The sequence below is a fragment of the Vicinamibacteria bacterium genome (assembly GCA_035620555.1).
Taxonomy (GTDB): Bacteria; Acidobacteriota; Vicinamibacteria; order Marinacidobacterales; family SMYC01; genus DASPGQ01.
The window spans coordinates 1-16,647 of sequence record DASPGQ010000709.1; the positions used below are offsets into that span (position 1 = coordinate 1).

The window sequence follows — 16,647 nt, forward strand, 5'->3', positions numbered from 1 at the left end:
CATACCGAAAAGGGCGCTCGTCGGCCCAATTGAGAGATTGGGACGCCGCGGTGGTGCATTACACCCGCGCGGTCAACGAAGATCCCGACAACATCGAATACCGCATCGCCCTCGAGCATGCGCTGGTGCAGGCGGCTACCCAGCACGTGCACGAGGCGCAGAAGAAGCTCGCCGCGGAGGACCTTCGCGGCGCCATCGCCGAGCTCGAGCTCGCGACGAATCTCGATCCCACGAACCGCAACGCCCAGAGCATCCTCGAGGAGACCCGAGCGCAGCTCCAAGAGCGCGAGGCCCTACGCGAGGAAGCGGTGCAGTTCGAAGAGCGGCGTCGACGCGCCCAGGAGCTCTTCGGGATTCGGCCGATCCTGGAGCCGGCCTCGACCGCGCCGATTCAGCTCCGATTCGCCGAGGACACGAGCCTGCAGAAGATTTTCGAGGTCCTCTCCAAGCTCTCGGGCATCAACATCCTGTTCGATGAATCCTTCCGCGACAAGCGAATCACCCTCGATTTGGTGGACGTCTCCTTCCAGGAAGCGCTCGACAAGCTGGTCCTCATCCACCGGCTGTTCTACAAGATCGTGGACCCGGCCACGATCATCATCATCCCCGACAACGCCCAGAAGCACCGCCAGTACGACGACCTGGTCCTCCGCACCTTCTACATCGTCAACGCCGAAGTGAACACCGTGGCGAACATGCTGCGCACCATCGCCGGAATCCAGAGAGTGCAGCCGAACCCGGAGCTGAAATCGATCACCGTGCGGGCCACGCCCGACCAGGTCGCCGTCGCCGAGCGCATCGTGGAGCTGAACGACAAGAGTAAATCCGAGATCATGCTCGACATCGAGATCCTGGAGATCAATCGCAACAAGATGCTCGAGTACGGCCTGCAGGCCGCCGAGTACCAGATCGGACTCCGCTTTGCTCCCGCGGGACAGGATCCCGATACCGGCGCGCTCCGTCTCAACCGCCTCGCGTCGGTGGATTCATCGGACTTTCTCATCACGTTTCCGAGCTCGGCGGCGTTTCGCCTGTTCAAGAGCCGGAGCGAGGCGCGGCTTCTCGCATCGCCCAAGCTGCGCGCGACCGAGGGTCAGCCCGCCGAGCTGCGGCTCGGACAAGAGGTCCCCATACCGGTCACCTCTTTCGTCTCTCAATTCGGCACTGGCGGCGTGCCCCAGACTCCGGTGACTTCGTTTCAGTACCGGAACGTCGGCCTCAACATCACGATCACTCCCAAGGTCTTCGTGGACGGCGAGATCGAGCTGCAGCTCGCGCTCGAGACCAGCAGCCAGCTCGATACCCGCCTCATCGGCGGGATCGAGCTTCCCGTCTTCGGGCTGCGCAACGTGAACAACGTGGTGCGCCTGCGCGACGGGGAGACCAATCTCATTGGGGGACTGATCTCGGAGGATCAACGAAGAGGCATCTCCGGCGTGCCGGGCGTAACCGACGTTCCGCTTCTCAACAAGATCTTCGCCTTCAACGACGAGGAGACGGCACAAAACGACATTGTCTTTTCCATCACCCCCCACATCGTGCGGGCGCCGCGGGTGACGGAGGAGGACATGGCGCCTCTCCCGATGGGGACCGAGCAGCAGATCAAAGTGCCCGGGGCGCCCCCTAGCGTCTTCGACGCTTCACGCGACCGGCCGCCGCCACCGGAGGGACCGGCTTCGGAGCCCCCTGCCGAGCCCGAGCCGGAACCGGAACCGGAGCCGACTGAGCCAGAGCCCGAGCCGACCGAGCCCGAGCCGGAACCAGCGGCCCCGCCGCCCATCTCCGTTCTCTTCAGTCCACCGACTCTGAGCCTGGCGGTTGGGGAAAGCGCTGAGGTCGTGCTCCTCGCCGGGGGAGCGCAAGGGCTTTCCTCGGGCACGATCCGGCTCGACTACGATTCCGAAGTCCTCCGAATCGTCAACGTCCAGCCGGGTGCTTTCTTGTCGATCGACGGATTCCCGGTGAGCTTCACCCCGACGTTCAACCCCGACCGCGTGGACATCGAGTTTCTGCGCGCGGGCGACACGGTAGGGTTGGCCGGCTCGGGGCACCTGGTGCGTCTCACCATCGAGGCCCTCGAGCCCGCAACGTCCGTCGTCGTATCCCCTGTGGGCTTGCTGAGGAATCCCTCGGGACAGACTCTCCGCTCGAGCTTTGCTTCCTTACAGGTCGAGGTGCAGTGATGGTTCGGAGCTGGACTTTCGCCGCGGCCGCTTTGGGGGCTCTCTATCTCTCGAGCTGCAACGGGCAGGTGCCCCTCACGGCGCCCGCGAACGCGGAGCTCAGCATCACGGCCAACCCCACGGCGATACCGGTTTTCGACGGCACATCCACCATCACCGTCGTTGGGTTCAAGGGTCCCGACGACGGAGGGGGGCCGCTTGCGGACGGAACCCAGATCTTCTTCACCACGAACGTCGGCCTCATCGAGGAGCGGGTGGAGATGCACGACGGAGTGGCCCGCGGCACGCTGCGGAGCAACGGCCGCGCCGGCCTGGCGACCGTCACCGCGCGCTCGGGCGCCGGCATCACGGCTGCGCTCGAAACCCCCGTGCTCATCGGAAACGCCGAAGGCATCAACATCCTGCTCACCGCCAATCCCCCGACGGTGAGCCCGCCCGACTTCTCGACCGATCTCGTCGCAACCGTCTTCGACAACGACAACAACCGCATGGCGGGCGTTCCCATCATCTTCACGACCACGGCCGGCGCGCTCGCCTCTCAGAGCGCGAGCCTGAGGACCAACGCCCTCGGCCAGGCCACGGATCGGTTGACGCTTCTGGAGGAGACCTCGGCCTCGGTGACGGCGTTCTCGGGCGCGATTGCGTCGAATGCCGTGACAGTGGGCCGGGGCACCGAGCCCGGACCAGTCGTCAGCTCGATCTCGCCGACGTCGGGTCAACCCGGAGAGACGCTCAACGTAACCATCAACGGGCTCAACTTCCAGCCAGGCGCCGTCGTGAGCTTCGGAGAAGGCATCGCGGTGAACTCGGTCAGGTTCGTCAACTCTAACCAGCTCGTCGCGACCATCACGATCGATCTGAACATCCAGAACACGTCGGCGGCCCGTACCGTCACGGTGACGAATCCCGACGGTACCAGTGGAAACTTGCCGAACGCTTTCCGGATCATCACGCCGAGCCCGGCGCCCGTGATCACGGGCCTCAGTCCTACCGGTACCGCCACACGCAACGCGAATATACAGGTGACTATCACCGGGTTGAACTTTCAGACGGGAGCCCAGGTCACCTTCACCTCTTCTGCTGGGTCCGTGAGCATCGTCAGCAGGGTTGTGAGCAGCTCGACTCAGATAGTCGTAACGATAAACATTGCAGACCCACCGATCGGTCCACCGACGGGTTTGAACATCCCGTTCGAAGTGCGAGTCATCAATCCCGATCTGCTTCAGAGCAATGCCGCGACCTTCACCGTGAACTGACATGCGTGGGAACGTTCCTGTCTCGGCCAAGCCGCTTCTGGTCTCGTTCGTTCTTGTCGGAGTGCTTTCCTGCAGCGAGTTTCAAGAGCCCCTCCCCGCCGCTCCCTCGCCGCCGCCTCCTCCTGCCTTCAGCCAGTTCGACATCGTGGGGCACTGGGAGGCGACGACGGAGCAGGGGCGCCGCATCGCGTTCGACGTGACGGCGGACGGGCGCGTCACCAACGGCCGGCTCAACTTCCACCACGACTGCAACGTGGGGCGCTGGAGGGCGACGCTCGATGGATTCGAGGCGGAGATTGTCGACGACTCCTTCCTGACGACGATGGACTGGCGGGCAAGCGGCGACGGCTCCATTCTCGCCGGGTCCATTCTCTCGGGCACCTACACCGTCTCGGGAAGGTTCGAGTCCGACGATCTAATGAGAGGCGGCCTCATCAGCGCGGTGACCGACATCCGCAAACCGAACGAGCAGCCGACGGGAGAGGTCTGTCCGACAATCCACGTCTCGTTCGGCGGAGAAAAGGAACCGTGAGTCCCGTGCGTCCGTTCCTGTCTCTCGTTCTTCTGATCGCGGGCACGCCGGCCGCGCGCGCCGAGATCGCGGTCATGTCGAGCGGTAAGATTCTGTACGTGGATCGTTTCGAGCGTGCGGACGAGCTCATCACTCTCTTCATCACCGGGGGAGGCGAGGTGACGGTCCCGGCGGAGCTCGTGGTGAACGTCGTCCCCAACGAGATCGTCGAAGAGCTGGAAACCACAGAAGCGACCGACGACGCGATTCGGAAGCTCGGGCTCTTCCCTCACCTCGCGCCTCTCATCGAGCCCGCAGCCGAAAAGTATGCCATCGATCCGAATCTCGTCGCCGCGGTAATCTGGGCGGAGTCGAGCGGCGACCCCAACGCGGTATCGGTGAAGGGAGCCCTCGGTTTGATGCAGCTCATGCCGCAAACGGCTCGAGAGCTCGGGGTCGAGCGTCCCGTCGATCCGCAGCAGAATGTCGACGGAGGTACGCGGTATCTGCGGCAAATGCTCGACGCTCACGGTGGAGACGTCTCGCTGGCGCTCGCCGCCTACAACGCCGGTCCCGACGCGGTCCGGCGACACGGAGGTGTCCCTCCCTATCGAGAGACGCGGACGTATGTCGGCCGAGTGCTCGACATGTACGAGCGCGCCCGTGACCGAGGCTCACCATGAGGCAGGCTCGCTGCGAGGACGGCTATGTGCTTTTCGGCATCGTCATTCTGATCATCATCCTCGGCGTTTCGATGGGCGCCGCGGTTCCCCTCTGGGAAAAAGTCGTGCAGCGGGAGCGCGAGCAGGAGCTCATCTGGCGCGGCTACCAATACATGCAAGCCATCGAGCTCTACCAGAAGAAGTATCCCGGCGCGTATCCACCCACCATGGAAGTGCTGGTCGAGCAGAAATTCTTGAGAAAAGAGTACCCCGACCCGATGACCGAATCGGGCGAATGGCGCGTGCTGCGTCAGATGTCGCCCGAGCTCCAGATGGGTGGCCAGCAGCAGGCGGCGGCCCGGGCAGCCGGCATTACCGACGCGAACCGGAGCCAGGCCCAGATGCGCTCGCCGGGAGGTCGGCGCCTTCCGGGAACTTCGCGACAAGGCCAACCGACCGGAGGACAGTTCCAGTCGAGCATCGGGCGTGGGCTGGGTGATGCCGCGCTCGGAGGCATCGTCGGCGTCGCGAGCTCGAGCGACGAGGAAACCTTCTACGAAGTGCCGGGGAAAACGACCTACCGGGATTGGCTGTTCGTGTTCGGATTGCAGCAAGCCCCCGCCGCGACCCCGGCGGGCGCGGCCGCGGCTGCCACTGCGGGCGCAAACGCCTTTGGCGGGCTTCCTCCTCGCCCCGGCCGAATCTTCGGACCCGCTGCAGCACCCGGGGCGGTTCCTGGACAGGGCGGCCCGGGAGCCAAGCAACAGCCGCCAGGCATGGGAGGTGGGCCGGGGCAACCGGGGAACCTTCCACCCGGTCCCGGGACCCAGCCGCAGCAGCGACAACCGCAGCGACCTCAGCCTCGCCGCCAGCCATAGCCTCCATCGAAAGCGCCGACGCCATGCGCATCGGAATCGATGCCCATCACATCAACGGCAAGCCGCAAGGAAGTCGCACCCACCTCATCGAGCTCGTTCGGGCCCTGGCCCGACTCACCGACGAGGAGATCTGGATCTACAGCTTCCGCCCGGAGGAGACGAAGGAGATCCTGAATGTTTCCACCTTGATCCATCGTCGCATCTTCCCCGAGTCGGCTCGGTTTCGCGTGCCGTTCGTCACGCCGGCCCTCGAGCTGGCACACCGTCTGAGCCTCTTTCACTCACAGTACATCGCGCCTCCGGCATCCTTTGTACCTCAAGTCGTGACCATCCACGACATCCTCTTCGAAACCCACCCGCAGCTCTTCGTCGGGGCATTCTCTCGACGGTCGGTGGCGCTCATCCGGCGCTCCGCCCGCCGGGCGCGCGTCGTGCTCACGGTTTCGGAGTACTCGCGAAGAGCGATCACCGAACGCTACGGGCTCGGAAACGAGAGGGTCGTGGTCACGCCCAACGCGGTCGATCCCAGGCGGTACCGGCCCCGGAGCGACACCGAATCGGACCTCGAAGCGCGATACGGTCTGAGGCGGCCGTACGTCCTCAACGTGGGAAGGCTCGAGCCGCGGAAGAACCTCGAGCGACTGATCCGGGCGTTCGGTCGAGTGCGGGAGCGCATCGACCCATCGCTCGTTCTGGCGCTGGCGGGCGATCGCGACTTCGGCTATGAGACGACACTATCCGAAGCAGCGCGGCTTGGTGAGGGGGCGGTCCGGTGGCTCGGCCCCGTCGACGACGAGGACCTGCCTTCGTTGTACCGCGGGGCGACGGCACTCGCCTATCCGTCCCTTGCCGAGGGCTTCGGCATGCCGGTTCTCGAAGCGATGGCCTGTGGGATTCCGGTCCTCTCCTCGCCTCGCGGCGCGCTCTCCGAGGTCGCCGGGGACGCGGCGCTCATGATCGATCCCGAGGACGAGGAGGCTCTCGCCGCGGGTCTCGAGACGATCCATGGCGATGAATCCCTCCGCAAACGTCTTATCGCCCGAGGCCTGGCGCGCGCGAAATGCTTCGATTGGGAGGAGTCGGCGCGGAGAACGCTCGCGGCCTACCGCGTGGCGGTCGAGCGCGCTCTTTGACAGCAGACCCACGTGGTGCTAGCGTGAGGTCGTAGGAGTCGGCGGCGATGAAAGTCCAGAGGCTTCTGGTCCTGGGAATCGCGATGTGGGGCGTGCCTCGGCCCTCCGCTGCCCAGGCGGTGAGTGTCAGCTACGAAACAGGACTCCTCACCATCCAATGCCAGAACGCTCCCCTGTCCGAGGTCTTCGAGACGATCGAACGAGAGGCTGGAATCGAGCTGACCCTCGAGGACCCGGTCAAATCGAAGCGGCTGACCGCCGACCTCAGCGCGCTTCCCGTGGCGATGGCGGTTCAGCGCCTGCTCGAGGGTGCGGGGGTGAACTACATCGTCATGATGGATCCCTACGACTGGGCCACGGTCGACAAGATCTTCATCGGCACCGGTGGTGGAGGCCCGGCGCGGTCTGCCCCTCCGCCGCCCGCGGAGCCCGAACCGGTGGACGAGCCGGTTTACGACGAGATGGAGGCGGTGGATCCCGGTGATCAGTTCGATCCGACACTGGGCCAGGAGGATCCGGGCTTCGTCGACGACTCTCAGAATCCGGACGAGTTCGTCGATCCCGAGGACCCGGGCGCGTTCCCCACCCCGCCGCCACCCAACTATCTTCCCCCGACGCAGAACTTCCCGCGAAGCCGATACACGCCGGGGCTTCCGAACAATCAGCCCTACCAGGCCCCCCAGCAGCCTCAGCCGGATCCCAATGCGGCTTCCGGGGCTTTCCCGTACATGGATCCCTTCGGCCGACCCATCCCGGCCCCGCCGAATCAGCAGCAGCAGCAACAACGGCGGCAACAGCGTCAACAACAACAACAGCAGCAGTAGGCACGGTTTTTTGAAGCCGTCCTCGAAGTCGATCGACGCTTATCGCGACAAACGCGACTTCAACCGGACTCCCGAACCCTCACCCGAGGCGGGCGCTAGAGAGAGCGAGGCCCTGCGATTCGTCGTGCATCGGCACGAAGCGCGCCGTCTCCATTACGACCTGAGGCTCGAGATGGCCGGTGTTCTCAAGTCCTGGGCGGTGCCACGCGGGTTCTCCTACGATCCTCTGGTCAAACGCCTCGCCGTTCGCACCGAAGACCATCCGCTCGCTTACGAGAATTTCGAAGGGGTCATTCCGAAAGGCGAGTACGGGGGCGGCACGATGACGATCTGGGATCGCGGCCGCTACGACCTCGTCCAGGCCGAGGACGGTCCGGCGGCAGTCGAGGAGGGCAAGCTCGAGATCCGTCTTCGCGGACGAAAGCTGCGCGGCGAGTGGCATCTCGTGAAGACGCGCTCCGAGAACCACGAGTGGATCGTCTTCAAGGCGCGGGACCGCTACGCTCGCAAGGAGTCCGATAAGGCACCCTTCTTCGATCTGTCGAGTGCGAGGGAAGCCCCGTTGTTCGAACGCCTCGAGCCGATGAAGGCTTCGGGCGAGCGCGGGACGTTCTCGGATCCGAACTGGCTCTTCGAGGTCGACTTCCAGGGAAGGCGCGCCGCGATTCGAAAAGCCGGCGATGAGGTGCGGCTCGTTACTCCCGACGGAGAGGATCTCGGAGCGAGGCTCCCCGAGATCGTCGAGGACGCGCGCCGGCTGCGCTCGGAGAACGCATGGCTCGACGGCGTCGTCGTCGTATCGGACGATTCGAAGCGGCCTTCCCGGCAAAGTCTCGAGTCCCGTCTAGCGGGCGCCAGTCAAGAGATCGCCGTTTTCTACGCTTTCGATCTGCTGTTCTACGAAGAGTGGGACCTCAGACCGGTGGCACTCGCTGCCCGCAAGGAGCTCCTTTCCACGCTCTCACCCCTTGGCCTCCAACACCTGCTTTACGTGGACCACGTGCAGGGGCGCGGCGAGGATTTCTGCGAGGTAACGCGCTCGGCCGGGCTCACCGGCGTCATCGCCAAACGCGCGGAGAGTACCTACGCTTCGGGTCGTTCCGCGGAATGGGTCCGGATCCCGGTGCTCGATCCAACCGACGAGCCACCACCCCACGACCTCGTGACCGCTCTCCGCACGATGCGGCCCACGAAACGCAAGATCGCGTTCACCAATCTCGACAAGGTTCTCTGGCCCGACGACGGCTTCACCAAGGGCGACCTCATCCGCTACTACGAGCAGGTGGCGGAAACGCTTCTCCCCTACCTCTACGAGCGACCGGTGCACATGCTGCGATACCCCGACGGAATTCGGGGAAAATCCTTCTATCAGAAGGACGCGCCCGATCACATCCCCGATTGGGTGGTGACCGAGACCATCGAATCGGACGACCAGCCGATCCACTACATCGTCTGCAACGACCGCGACACGCTCATCCTCATGGCCAACCTCGCGAGCATCGACCTGCATCCCTGGTTGTCCCGGCGCGACCGGCGCGACACACCCGATTGGGCCGTTTTCGACCTCGACGCCAAGAAGTCTCCTTTTTCTGACGTCGTGAAGATCGCCCGCACGATCGGAAAGATCCTCCGCGGGATTGGCCTGAGGCCCTACCTGAAGACTTCCGGCGCGACCGGAATCCACATCTATGTCCCGGTTCTGCCCATCTACACCTACGAACACACCCGAACGTTCTGCCAGATGGTCTCCACTTTCGTCGCCCGCGAGCACAAGGACATCGCCACCGTCGAGCGGCTGCCGAGCCGTCGGGGAAACAAAGTCTACGTCGACTTCGGACAAAACCGCCGCGGCCAGACCGTCGTTCCCCCTTATGCCGTCCGACCGAGGCCCAAAGCACCTGTATCCGCTCCGCTCACGTGGGACGAGCTCGACGTCGAGCTCGATCCGACGGCCTTCAACATGAAGACGATCCTCGCGCGGCTCGCGAAGGAGGGAGACCTGTTCCAGGGCGCGCTCAGGGATCCGCAGGATCTGCTGGCGGCCGTCCAGGCATTTCAGGAAGTCTATCTCTAATACCTTTACGGGTCCGTTTCCAGCCCTTCCCCGCGGCTCACCCGACGGTGGATAGACGAGGGAGCGCATGCCCTCGGTCAGGGCGTGGAGCTCCCCGCTTTCGTGTGTCTGGGAACTTTGAAACAGTCACCGCCCTCCGATCGCACTGCTGCGACGTCCGGTCATTCCCTTCAGCCTGCGCTCACCGACGGCAAATACTCATCTCGTCTGCGAGTTTCTCCTCGTCGCCTCAACGTTCGACGATACCAAATGCCTATCATTAACAGGAGTCCCTACAGCATTCGCGAGACCAAGGCCGTGAGGATGGGATTGTTGAAGGCGATGACCAGCCAGTGAGCCAGCCATCTCCCTCGTCTGCGGTACTCGAGACTCTCTCGTGACAACGGTGGAGTCGAGCAGTAAGGTGGTCCGCAAGCATCCGCCTGGTGCGAATGAGCCAACTGACATCGAGGCGTCCAAGCCGGGCCAAACCCAACCGGTGAGAAACGCGGCGCCATAGACGAGGACGATCACGAGGATGACAAGTAGGATCACATCTCAATAAGCCATCGCGTAGCAGTCGCGTCGTGGGTCGGCGCCCGCGATCCGGGAGCCCGTCTTCGGATCGAGCATGACCACCGTCGAGCAGCCGGAGACGGTGAGATCTGGCACCGCATCCAGGTCGTGGCCGCGTGCTTTCAACGCATCGACGACCTCCTGACCGACGCCCGCTTCGATTCTCAAGCGGTTGAGTCCGAGTGGGTGGGGCCAGAACGAGCCATAGAGGTGAAACGTCTGGACCCTTGGCTCTTCGATGGCGGTATGGAGGTTCGGGTACCAGTCGTCCCAGAACTCCACGATGTTCAGAAACGTCTGGACGATCGTCTGCTCCTGGTTGTCGCCGCCCGGTGTTCCAATGGCGAGGAACGGCTCGCCGTCGCGGAGCACGATCGAGGGCGTGAGCGTATATCGTGGACGGGACCTCGGTCGAAGCTGATTGGCGCGCGTCCGGTCGAGCCAGAATTGCTCGCCGCGGACGCTCATCGGGATCCCGGTTTCGCCTAATATCACAGCGCCCGTGATCCATCCTCCGCTCGGTGTGCTGTCGAAAATGTTACCATCGCGATCGATGATGGCGATGTGGGTGGTGTCCTTGAGGACCGAAGCATCGAGCGCTTCCTCGTCCACCGCGCCCTCGCCGTCACTCGTCGCCTCGCGGCCGGCGACCCAGAACGGCCACGTTTTTACCTCAGGATCGTAGGGGAGAGGATCTCCGGCGAGGAGCTGGCGTGAGGCCTGAGCCATGTCGATGAGCTTCGCCCGCTCCCGCGCGTAGTCTTTGGAGAGAAGTCCCGCCGCCGGAATGTCGACGAAGTCGGGATCGGCGAAATAGGTATCGCGGTCGGCATAGGCGAGCTTCATGGCTTCGACGAGAACGTGGAGGTAGTCGGCGGAATTCCGTCCCATCGACGCGAGGTCGAAAGTCTCGAGGATGTTGAGAGTTTGAAGGAGAGCCGGTCCCTGGCTGTTGAACGATTGTTTGTACACGGTATAGCCGCGGTAGGTGACGGACGTCGGCTCCTCGACCCGAGCATAGAACTCGGAGAAATCCTCGAGCTCGAAGGGCGCGCCGTGCTCTTTCAGAAAGGCCACCATTTCTCTTGCAATGTCGCCCTTGTAGAAACGATCCCGTGCCGCGACGATGCCCGCCTCCCGGCCTCTCTCGCGTCGGTCGCGCTCGGCTTCGACCATGCGGGTGAGCGTGCGCGCCATGGCGGGAAATGCGATAGTCTCACCGGCCTCGTAGGAGGATCCGTCCGGTTTCAGCCAGAACTGCTCGTTCGCCGGCCACTGGTGGATGAAGTCGAGGTTGCGCTCGATTGTCGCAACCGTCCTCGGGCGCAGAGGAAAGCCATCCCGGGCGTACTCGATGGCGCGCTCGGAAACCTCCTCGAAGCTCATGGTGCCCCAGCGCTCGAGCACGGTGAGAGCGGCGTGGAGCGCTCCAGGAACGACGGCGGGGTCGAGTCCCTTGCCATCGAGGCTCTTGCCGCGCTCCTCGTACCATTCGATGGTCGCCGCCTTAGCCGCCCAGCCCTGTCCAGCAATGGAGATCACCCTGCTTTCCTTCACCGGATAGACGAGGACGAGCCCTTCACCCCCGATGCTGTAGAGATCCTGCTCCACCACGCCCCCGACGAGGAGCGCAGCAACGCCAGCATCGAACGCGTTGCCGCCCCGCTGCAGGATCTCGACCGCTGCGGCCGTCGTCAGGGGGTGGCCGGCGGAAACTCCAGCGTTCCGGCCCGCGACCATGGGTCTTTGACCGGCTGGGGCAGAGTCGGACAGGACGATCACCATTACCATGGAGAGGGAGAATCGAGCCGACATCGCGCGCTCCTTTCGGAAGACGAAGGATGGTATACCGCTCGTCAGGGCAGGGACAAGAAGCCGATCCCGAGCAGCCCGCAAGGAAGCCGGCCACGAGGTGTTGAGCCGAGGTCTCCCGTATACCGCCGACCGAGATCGACGAGGTCATGGCGAGTGGGTAGCCAAGGTGCGATTTCGAGCCCAGCCGGGATATGCTTATCGCCTGGTGAGAACCCACGTGCTCGATCGCCTGCTCGAGGCGCGGCGCGCCTACCCTCTCGAGCAGATTCCGCTCCCCGCTTTCGCGACCGCGGGCTATCGATTCGACGTTGCGACTCTCGAGCGTCGCCCGAGCGCCCGAGTCGCGCCCTGAGAGAAGCCATCGCGACGTGTCGTCCGTGCGGGAAGAGGCAGAAGGGCGAAACCTGCGCGCTGAGTTCGAGGATTGGGCTCTGCCCGTCGCTCCCGCTCTCTACCGAACGGCGCACCGGCTCACCCGCCGTCCCGAGGACGCCCGCGACCTCGTACAGGAGACGATGCTACGGGCGTACCGCACGTTTCAGAATTTTCAGCCGGGAACGAACGTCAGGGCCTGGTTGTTTACGATCCTGTATTCGATCGTGAGCAACGAATGGCGCCGTCGGCAGCGGGCACCGGAGGAGGTGTCCATGGACGTGATCGAAGAACGGTTCGCGAAAGCTCTCCGGACGCCCGACATCGATGCCGAATCGGCACTCCTCCAGCGGATCGACGCTTCCCCCGAGATCGACTCGGCGCTTCGAGGGCTGCCCGAAGACTACCGGGCGGCGATATTGCTCGTGGACGTCGAAGAGCTCAGCTACGAGGACGCGGCCGGCGTGCTGGGATGCCCGGTTGGCACGGTGCGCTCGCGCCTCCATCGCGCGCGAAAGCTCTTGTTCATCGCGCTTCGGGACTACGCGCGCCGTATAGGGGTGGCCGAAGGATAGACACGATGGGCGAGAAGCGAATACATCCGAAAGACGCCCTCCAGGATGCCCTGGACGGGCGCCTCGTTCCTCATGAGCGAGCGGAGCTCGACGAGCATCTCGCTTCCTGCTCGGACTGCCGCCGCGAGCTCGAAGCCCTCCGCTGGACTAAAGCGCAAGCGGCGTCCGGTTCGGTGGAACTTCCTCCCGATCTCGAGACTTCGTTGCGCGCGGCTTTTGATGAAGAGGATCGGGCTTCGGCGAGGCGATCTCCTCTGCCGCGCGCGGTTTCCTGGATCGCAGCGGCCGCGGCCCTGGTGGCGGCGATATGGTTCGCCGCACGCCTCTTGACGCCTTCGATACCCGAGCTCGTCGCCGCCGAAGTGGAGGCTTACGCCTCGAACGACATGGACTTCGAGATCCGGTCCCGGAACGTCTCCGAGCTCGAATCGTTCTTCGTGCAAAGAGAGATGCCGTTCAAGGTCACGGTGTATGACCTGGGAATGATGGACTACGGGCTCGAGGCGGGCGCGGTGCGGTCCCTCGGCGGCCGGACCGGTTCGCTCGTCGCCTACCGGAGCGCGGACGGTCGCGTGCTTCTCTGCAGAATGTACCTGGGGCACGTCTCCGAGCTCCCGGCACCTTCCGAGCAGCGAACGAACGAAGGCATCACGTTCTATCTCTACCGCGACCAGGGCACGACACTCGTCTTCTGGCAAGAGGGCGCGATGGTCTGCGTTCTCGCCGGGGACGCCGATACCGAGACTATCGTTCAGCTCGCGTTCGCCAAAGCCGTCAGAGTCTGATCGAAAGTTCCCTCCCGGGAACTATTCGAGCTCCCGCGCTGTTCTCCACCCTTAGCAGCCTCCGACGCGCTGCGTAAAACAAAAAGGAGTTCACTCATGAACAAACGTTCGTTCTCCGTTCTCGCCTGTCTCTGCCTCTTCGTCGCCACAGCGGACGCCAAAGAACGGCGTCGCTCGTTCTCCGGCGCCGTCTACACCGCAACGAATGCCCCTTCGGGCAACGAGATCTTGATCTTCGATCGGCTCGCGGACGGCCGCCTGGTTCCGGCCGGAGCCTCAGGCACCGGCGGCCTTGGAACCGGGACCGGCCTCGGCAATCAGGGCGGTCTGATCTTGACCGGTGACGAGAAGTGGCTCCTGGCCGTCAACGCCGGAAGCGATGAGATTTCCGTGTTTCGGGTGCGTCGACGCGGAATCCAGCTCGTCGACGTGGAACCCAGCAACGGCTCGATGCCGATAAGCCTCACCGAGGACGATGGTCTCGTCTACGTCCTGAACGCCGGGAGCGACAGCATCACCGGTTTTTGGCTGGAACGCGACGGAAACCTCTCTCCCATCTCCGGATCGACACGGCTTCTGAGCGGCTCGGGCGCGGGGCCGGCCCAGATCTCCTTCGACCCTCGAGGCAAAATCCTCGTGGTGACCGAGAAGGCGACCAACAACATCGTTACATTCGAGGTGGGCCGCAACGGGCTTCCCGGTAACGCGCAAGTCCAGGACTCGAACGGAGAAACTCCTTTCGGTTTCGCCTTCGGCAAGCGCGGTCAGCTCTTCGTCTCCGAGGCCTTCGGCGGAGCTCCGGAGGCGAGCGCCGTCTCCTCCTACGATGTCGGTCGCGACGGCGAGATCGAGACGATCAGCGCCTCGGTCGGCACCACCGAGACCGCTGCGTGCTGGGTAGTCGTGACCGGCGACGGACGATTCGCCTATACGACCAACACCGGGAGCGGTTCGATCTCGGGCTACTCGATCGAGTTCGACGGCGAGATCGAGCTCCTCGACGACGACGGGCGCACCGGGGAGACCGGTTCCGGATCGAGCCCTATCGACATGTCGATCGCGGGCCGATTCCTCTATTCGCTGAATGGGGGGACGGGAACCATCGGAGTGTTCCGTATTTCCCACGATGGTTCGCTCGTTCGTTTGCCGTTTGCCTCCAGCCTTCCCGCCGGCGTGAACGGGCTCGCGGCACGTTGAACCATTCGGGGACGTGGATCGCGAAGGCGTTTCGGCTTTCGCGGTCCCGTCGGCCCCGACCCAGGCGTCCCAGTCGAGGCCGAAGACTCGTTCAACGCCAACGCTCGCGCTCGATCCCGGGAGAAGAGCATCGTAATTGCCGATGCCGACGCATCTCGGACATCTCGAGCACAAGACCCCACCTCTCTATTAAGATGTGCTTGGGCCGGGACGTCGGGTAAGTTCGACATGGTCAGACAAGCCGCCCCGGGTGAACCTTCCCGGATCGTCCAGCGTAACTTTCAATAGCAACATGTCCGAGCGAGAGGGTTGGCGAGGCCCTGTTCTGTGGGCGCTCGCCTACTTTGTTTTCCAGGTGGCTGTCACGATCGTCGGAAGCGTGCACGGCTATGGGTACTTCATCGACGAGCTCTACTACATCGCCTGCGCGCGTCATCTCGATTGGGGCTATGTGGACCACCCGCCGCTCGCGCCCGCTTTGCTGCGCCTGAATCTCGCGCTATTCGGGGATTCGGTTACGGCCATCCGCCTTCCGAGCGCGCTCGCGGGCGCGCTGACGGTCGCGCTTGCCGGCTTCATCACCTTGCGCATGGGTGGGGGCCGCTTCGCCGTCGCCCTCGCTGCGGTTTCGATAATCACCGCTCCCATCTTTCTCGTCCTGTTCAATTTCTTCTCGATGAACTCGCTCGAGATCCTTCTTTGGACCGCCTGCATCGCGGTCGCCATGGTCATGGTGGAGCGGAACGACCCGAGGCTCTGGGTGGTTTTCGGCTTCGTTGCGGGCTTGTCGCTCGAGAACAAGCACACCGTCGCCGTTCTCGCAGTCACGATCCTCGTAGGGGTTCTCTGCACCACTCAGAGACGCCTCTTGTGGAGTCCATGGCTTCTGGTCGGCGGCGTGGTGGCCTTCGTTCTCTTCCTTCCGAACCTCTTCTGGCAGGTCCAAAACGGGTTTCCCTCCTTGGAGTTCTACCGGAACGCGACGCTCTACAAGAACCGCGCTCTGTCGCCACCGCGAGTTCTGCTCAACCAGGTCCTGTTCATGAACCCGGGAGTCATGCTCGTGTGGCTAGCCGGTCTCTACGCGTTCTGGAAGCGCGCGGCACTTCGATTCGTGAGCGTCGCCTTCCTCTTGATGCTGGTGGTCCTGATCGTCACAGCATCCAGCCGCCCCGATCGCCTCGGCGGCGTCTATCCCGTGCTCTTCGCCGGCGGAGCTTTCGCAATCGAGCGCCGCTTCGCTTCGACGAGAGCGCGTGGGACGTTCCTTGCTTGCGGCGTCATAGGCGGCCTCGCTTTCCTCCCGCTGGCGGTCCCGCTCTTCTCACCCGCAACGGTCGCGCGTTACCTGGTGGCGCTAGGCGTCGACGTTCAAATGGAGAGCGGCGAAGGAAAGCAGGCCCAGCTTCCCCAATGGCTCGCCGACCGCTTCGGGTGGGAGCAGCTCGTGAAGGACGTGACGACGGTCTACGAGTCGCTCCCCGACGAGGAGAAGAAGGACGCGACCATCCTGTCTCCGAGCTACGGCCACGCCGGTGCGATCGAGCTCTTCGGAAGGGATCTTCCTCCCGTCATCTCACCGCACAACAGCTATTTCTTTTGGGGCAGAGAGTCCGCCAAGCGGCTGTCTCGAGGCGTCGCGATCACACTCGGCTACGACGCGGACGACCTCCGCGACGTTTATCGAACGGTCGAGAGGGTCGCCGTTTACGACTGCGATTTCTGCATGCCCTGGCGAGACCAGATGGGGATCTACGTGGCCCGCGGTCCGAAGCTCGCTCCCGAGGAGGTCGGTACCGCCTGGGAAGGCGCGAAGCACTTCGAGTA

14 protein-coding genes are annotated in these 16,647 nt (G+C 63.9%); 13 read left to right on the top strand and 1 reads right to left on the bottom strand.

Going from position 1 to position 16,647, the window contains the following annotated elements:
- From VEK15_28510 to ligD, 8 genes are all read left to right on the top strand, one after another.
- Positions 1–2,183: hypothetical protein (locus VEK15_28510; protein HXV64674.1), on the top strand; the 2,183-nt coding region annotated here is incomplete at its 5' end.
- Complete coding sequence (locus tag VEK15_28515; protein HXV64675.1) at positions 2,183–3,439, top strand: IPT/TIG domain-containing protein; 1,257 nt, start codon at positions 2,183–2,185, stop codon at positions 3,437–3,439. The genes VEK15_28510 and VEK15_28515, both read left to right, overlap by 1 nt.
- Position 3,440: 1 nt before the next feature.
- Entirely contained in the window at positions 3,441–3,971 is a 531-nt protein-coding gene (locus tag VEK15_28520; GenBank protein ID HXV64676.1) for a hypothetical protein, read from the top strand.
- Positions 3,968–4,633, top strand: coding sequence for a lytic transglycosylase domain-containing protein (locus VEK15_28525; protein HXV64677.1), 666 nt, complete (start codon positions 3,968–3,970; stop codon positions 4,631–4,633). Before VEK15_28520 ends, VEK15_28525 begins: the two co-directional genes overlap by 4 nt.
- Entirely contained in the window at positions 4,630–5,490 is an 861-nt protein-coding gene (locus VEK15_28530) for a hypothetical protein (protein ID HXV64678.1), read from the top strand. Before VEK15_28525 ends, VEK15_28530 begins: the two co-directional genes overlap by 4 nt.
- Before the next feature lie 23 nt (positions 5,491–5,513).
- On the top strand, positions 5,514–6,623 hold the full coding sequence (locus VEK15_28535; protein HXV64679.1) for a glycosyltransferase family 1 protein: 1,110 nt from the start codon (positions 5,514–5,516) through the stop codon (positions 6,621–6,623).
- A 47-nt stretch (positions 6,624–6,670) separates the two neighbouring features.
- Positions 6,671–7,447: a hypothetical protein gene (locus VEK15_28540; GenBank protein ID HXV64680.1), complete on the top strand. Its 777-nt coding sequence runs from the start codon at positions 6,671–6,673 to the stop codon at positions 7,445–7,447.
- Positions 7,448–7,457: 10 nt separating this feature from the next.
- Positions 7,458–9,521: a non-homologous end-joining DNA ligase gene (ligD, locus tag VEK15_28545; GenBank protein HXV64681.1), complete on the top strand. Its 2,064-nt coding sequence runs from the start codon at positions 7,458–7,460 to the stop codon at positions 9,519–9,521.
- Between the two features lie 537 nt (positions 9,522–10,058).
- Here ligD and VEK15_28550 read toward each other — a convergent pair.
- Positions 10,059–11,891 carry a gamma-glutamyltransferase family protein gene (locus tag VEK15_28550; protein HXV64682.1) on the bottom strand — a complete coding sequence of 611 codons (1,833 nt, stop codon included), beginning with the start codon at positions 11,889–11,891 and terminating at the stop codon, positions 10,059–10,061.
- A gap of 205 nt (positions 11,892–12,096) precedes the next feature.
- Between VEK15_28550 and VEK15_28555 the strand changes: the two genes are divergently transcribed.
- The 5 genes from VEK15_28555 to VEK15_28575 all read left to right on the top strand — a co-directional run.
- Positions 12,097–12,243, top strand: a complete 147-nt coding sequence (locus tag VEK15_28555; protein ID HXV64683.1) for a hypothetical protein — start codon at positions 12,097–12,099, stop codon at positions 12,241–12,243.
- Between the two features lie 16 nt (positions 12,244–12,259).
- Positions 12,260–12,838 carry a sigma-70 family RNA polymerase sigma factor gene (locus VEK15_28560; GenBank protein ID HXV64684.1) on the top strand — a complete coding sequence of 193 codons (579 nt, stop codon included), beginning with the start codon at positions 12,260–12,262 and terminating at the stop codon, positions 12,836–12,838.
- 5 nt (positions 12,839–12,843) lie between these two features.
- Positions 12,844–13,623 carry a zf-HC2 domain-containing protein gene (locus tag VEK15_28565; GenBank protein HXV64685.1) on the top strand — a complete coding sequence of 260 codons (780 nt, stop codon included), beginning with the start codon at positions 12,844–12,846 and terminating at the stop codon, positions 13,621–13,623.
- A gap of 96 nt (positions 13,624–13,719) precedes the next feature.
- Positions 13,720–14,820 (top strand): beta-propeller fold lactonase family protein, encoded by a 1,101-nt coding sequence (locus VEK15_28570; GenBank protein HXV64686.1) that lies wholly within the window; start codon positions 13,720–13,722, stop codon positions 14,818–14,820.
- Between the two features lie 292 nt (positions 14,821–15,112).
- A partial coding sequence (locus VEK15_28575) for a glycosyltransferase family 39 protein (protein HXV64687.1) occupies positions 15,113–16,647 on the top strand: 1,535 nt, incomplete at its 3' end.

Bases quoted from the DNA above. Each gene is read 5' to 3' on its own strand.
- VEK15_28515 (HXV64675.1), top strand. From the start codon at position 2,183: ATGGTTCGGAGCTGGACTTTCGCCGCGGCCGCTTTGGGGGCTCTCTAT.
- VEK15_28520 (HXV64676.1), top strand. From the start codon at position 3,441: ATGCGTGGGAACGTTCCTGTCTCGGCCAAGCCGCTTCTGGTCTCGTTC.
- VEK15_28530 (HXV64678.1), top strand. From the start codon at position 4,630: ATGAGGCAGGCTCGCTGCGAGGACGGCTATGTGCTTTTCGGCATCGTC.
- VEK15_28535 (HXV64679.1), top strand. From the start codon at position 5,514: ATGCGCATCGGAATCGATGCCCATCACATCAACGGCAAGCCGCAAGGA.
- VEK15_28540 (HXV64680.1), top strand. From the start codon at position 6,671: ATGAAAGTCCAGAGGCTTCTGGTCCTGGGAATCGCGATGTGGGGCGTG.
- VEK15_28550 (HXV64682.1), bottom strand. From the start codon at position 11,891: ATGTCGGCTCGATTCTCCCTCTCCATGGTAATGGTGATCGTCCTGTCC.
- VEK15_28565 (HXV64685.1), top strand. From the start codon at position 12,844: ATGGGCGAGAAGCGAATACATCCGAAAGACGCCCTCCAGGATGCCCTG.
- VEK15_28570 (HXV64686.1), top strand. From the start codon at position 13,720: ATGAACAAACGTTCGTTCTCCGTTCTCGCCTGTCTCTGCCTCTTCGTC.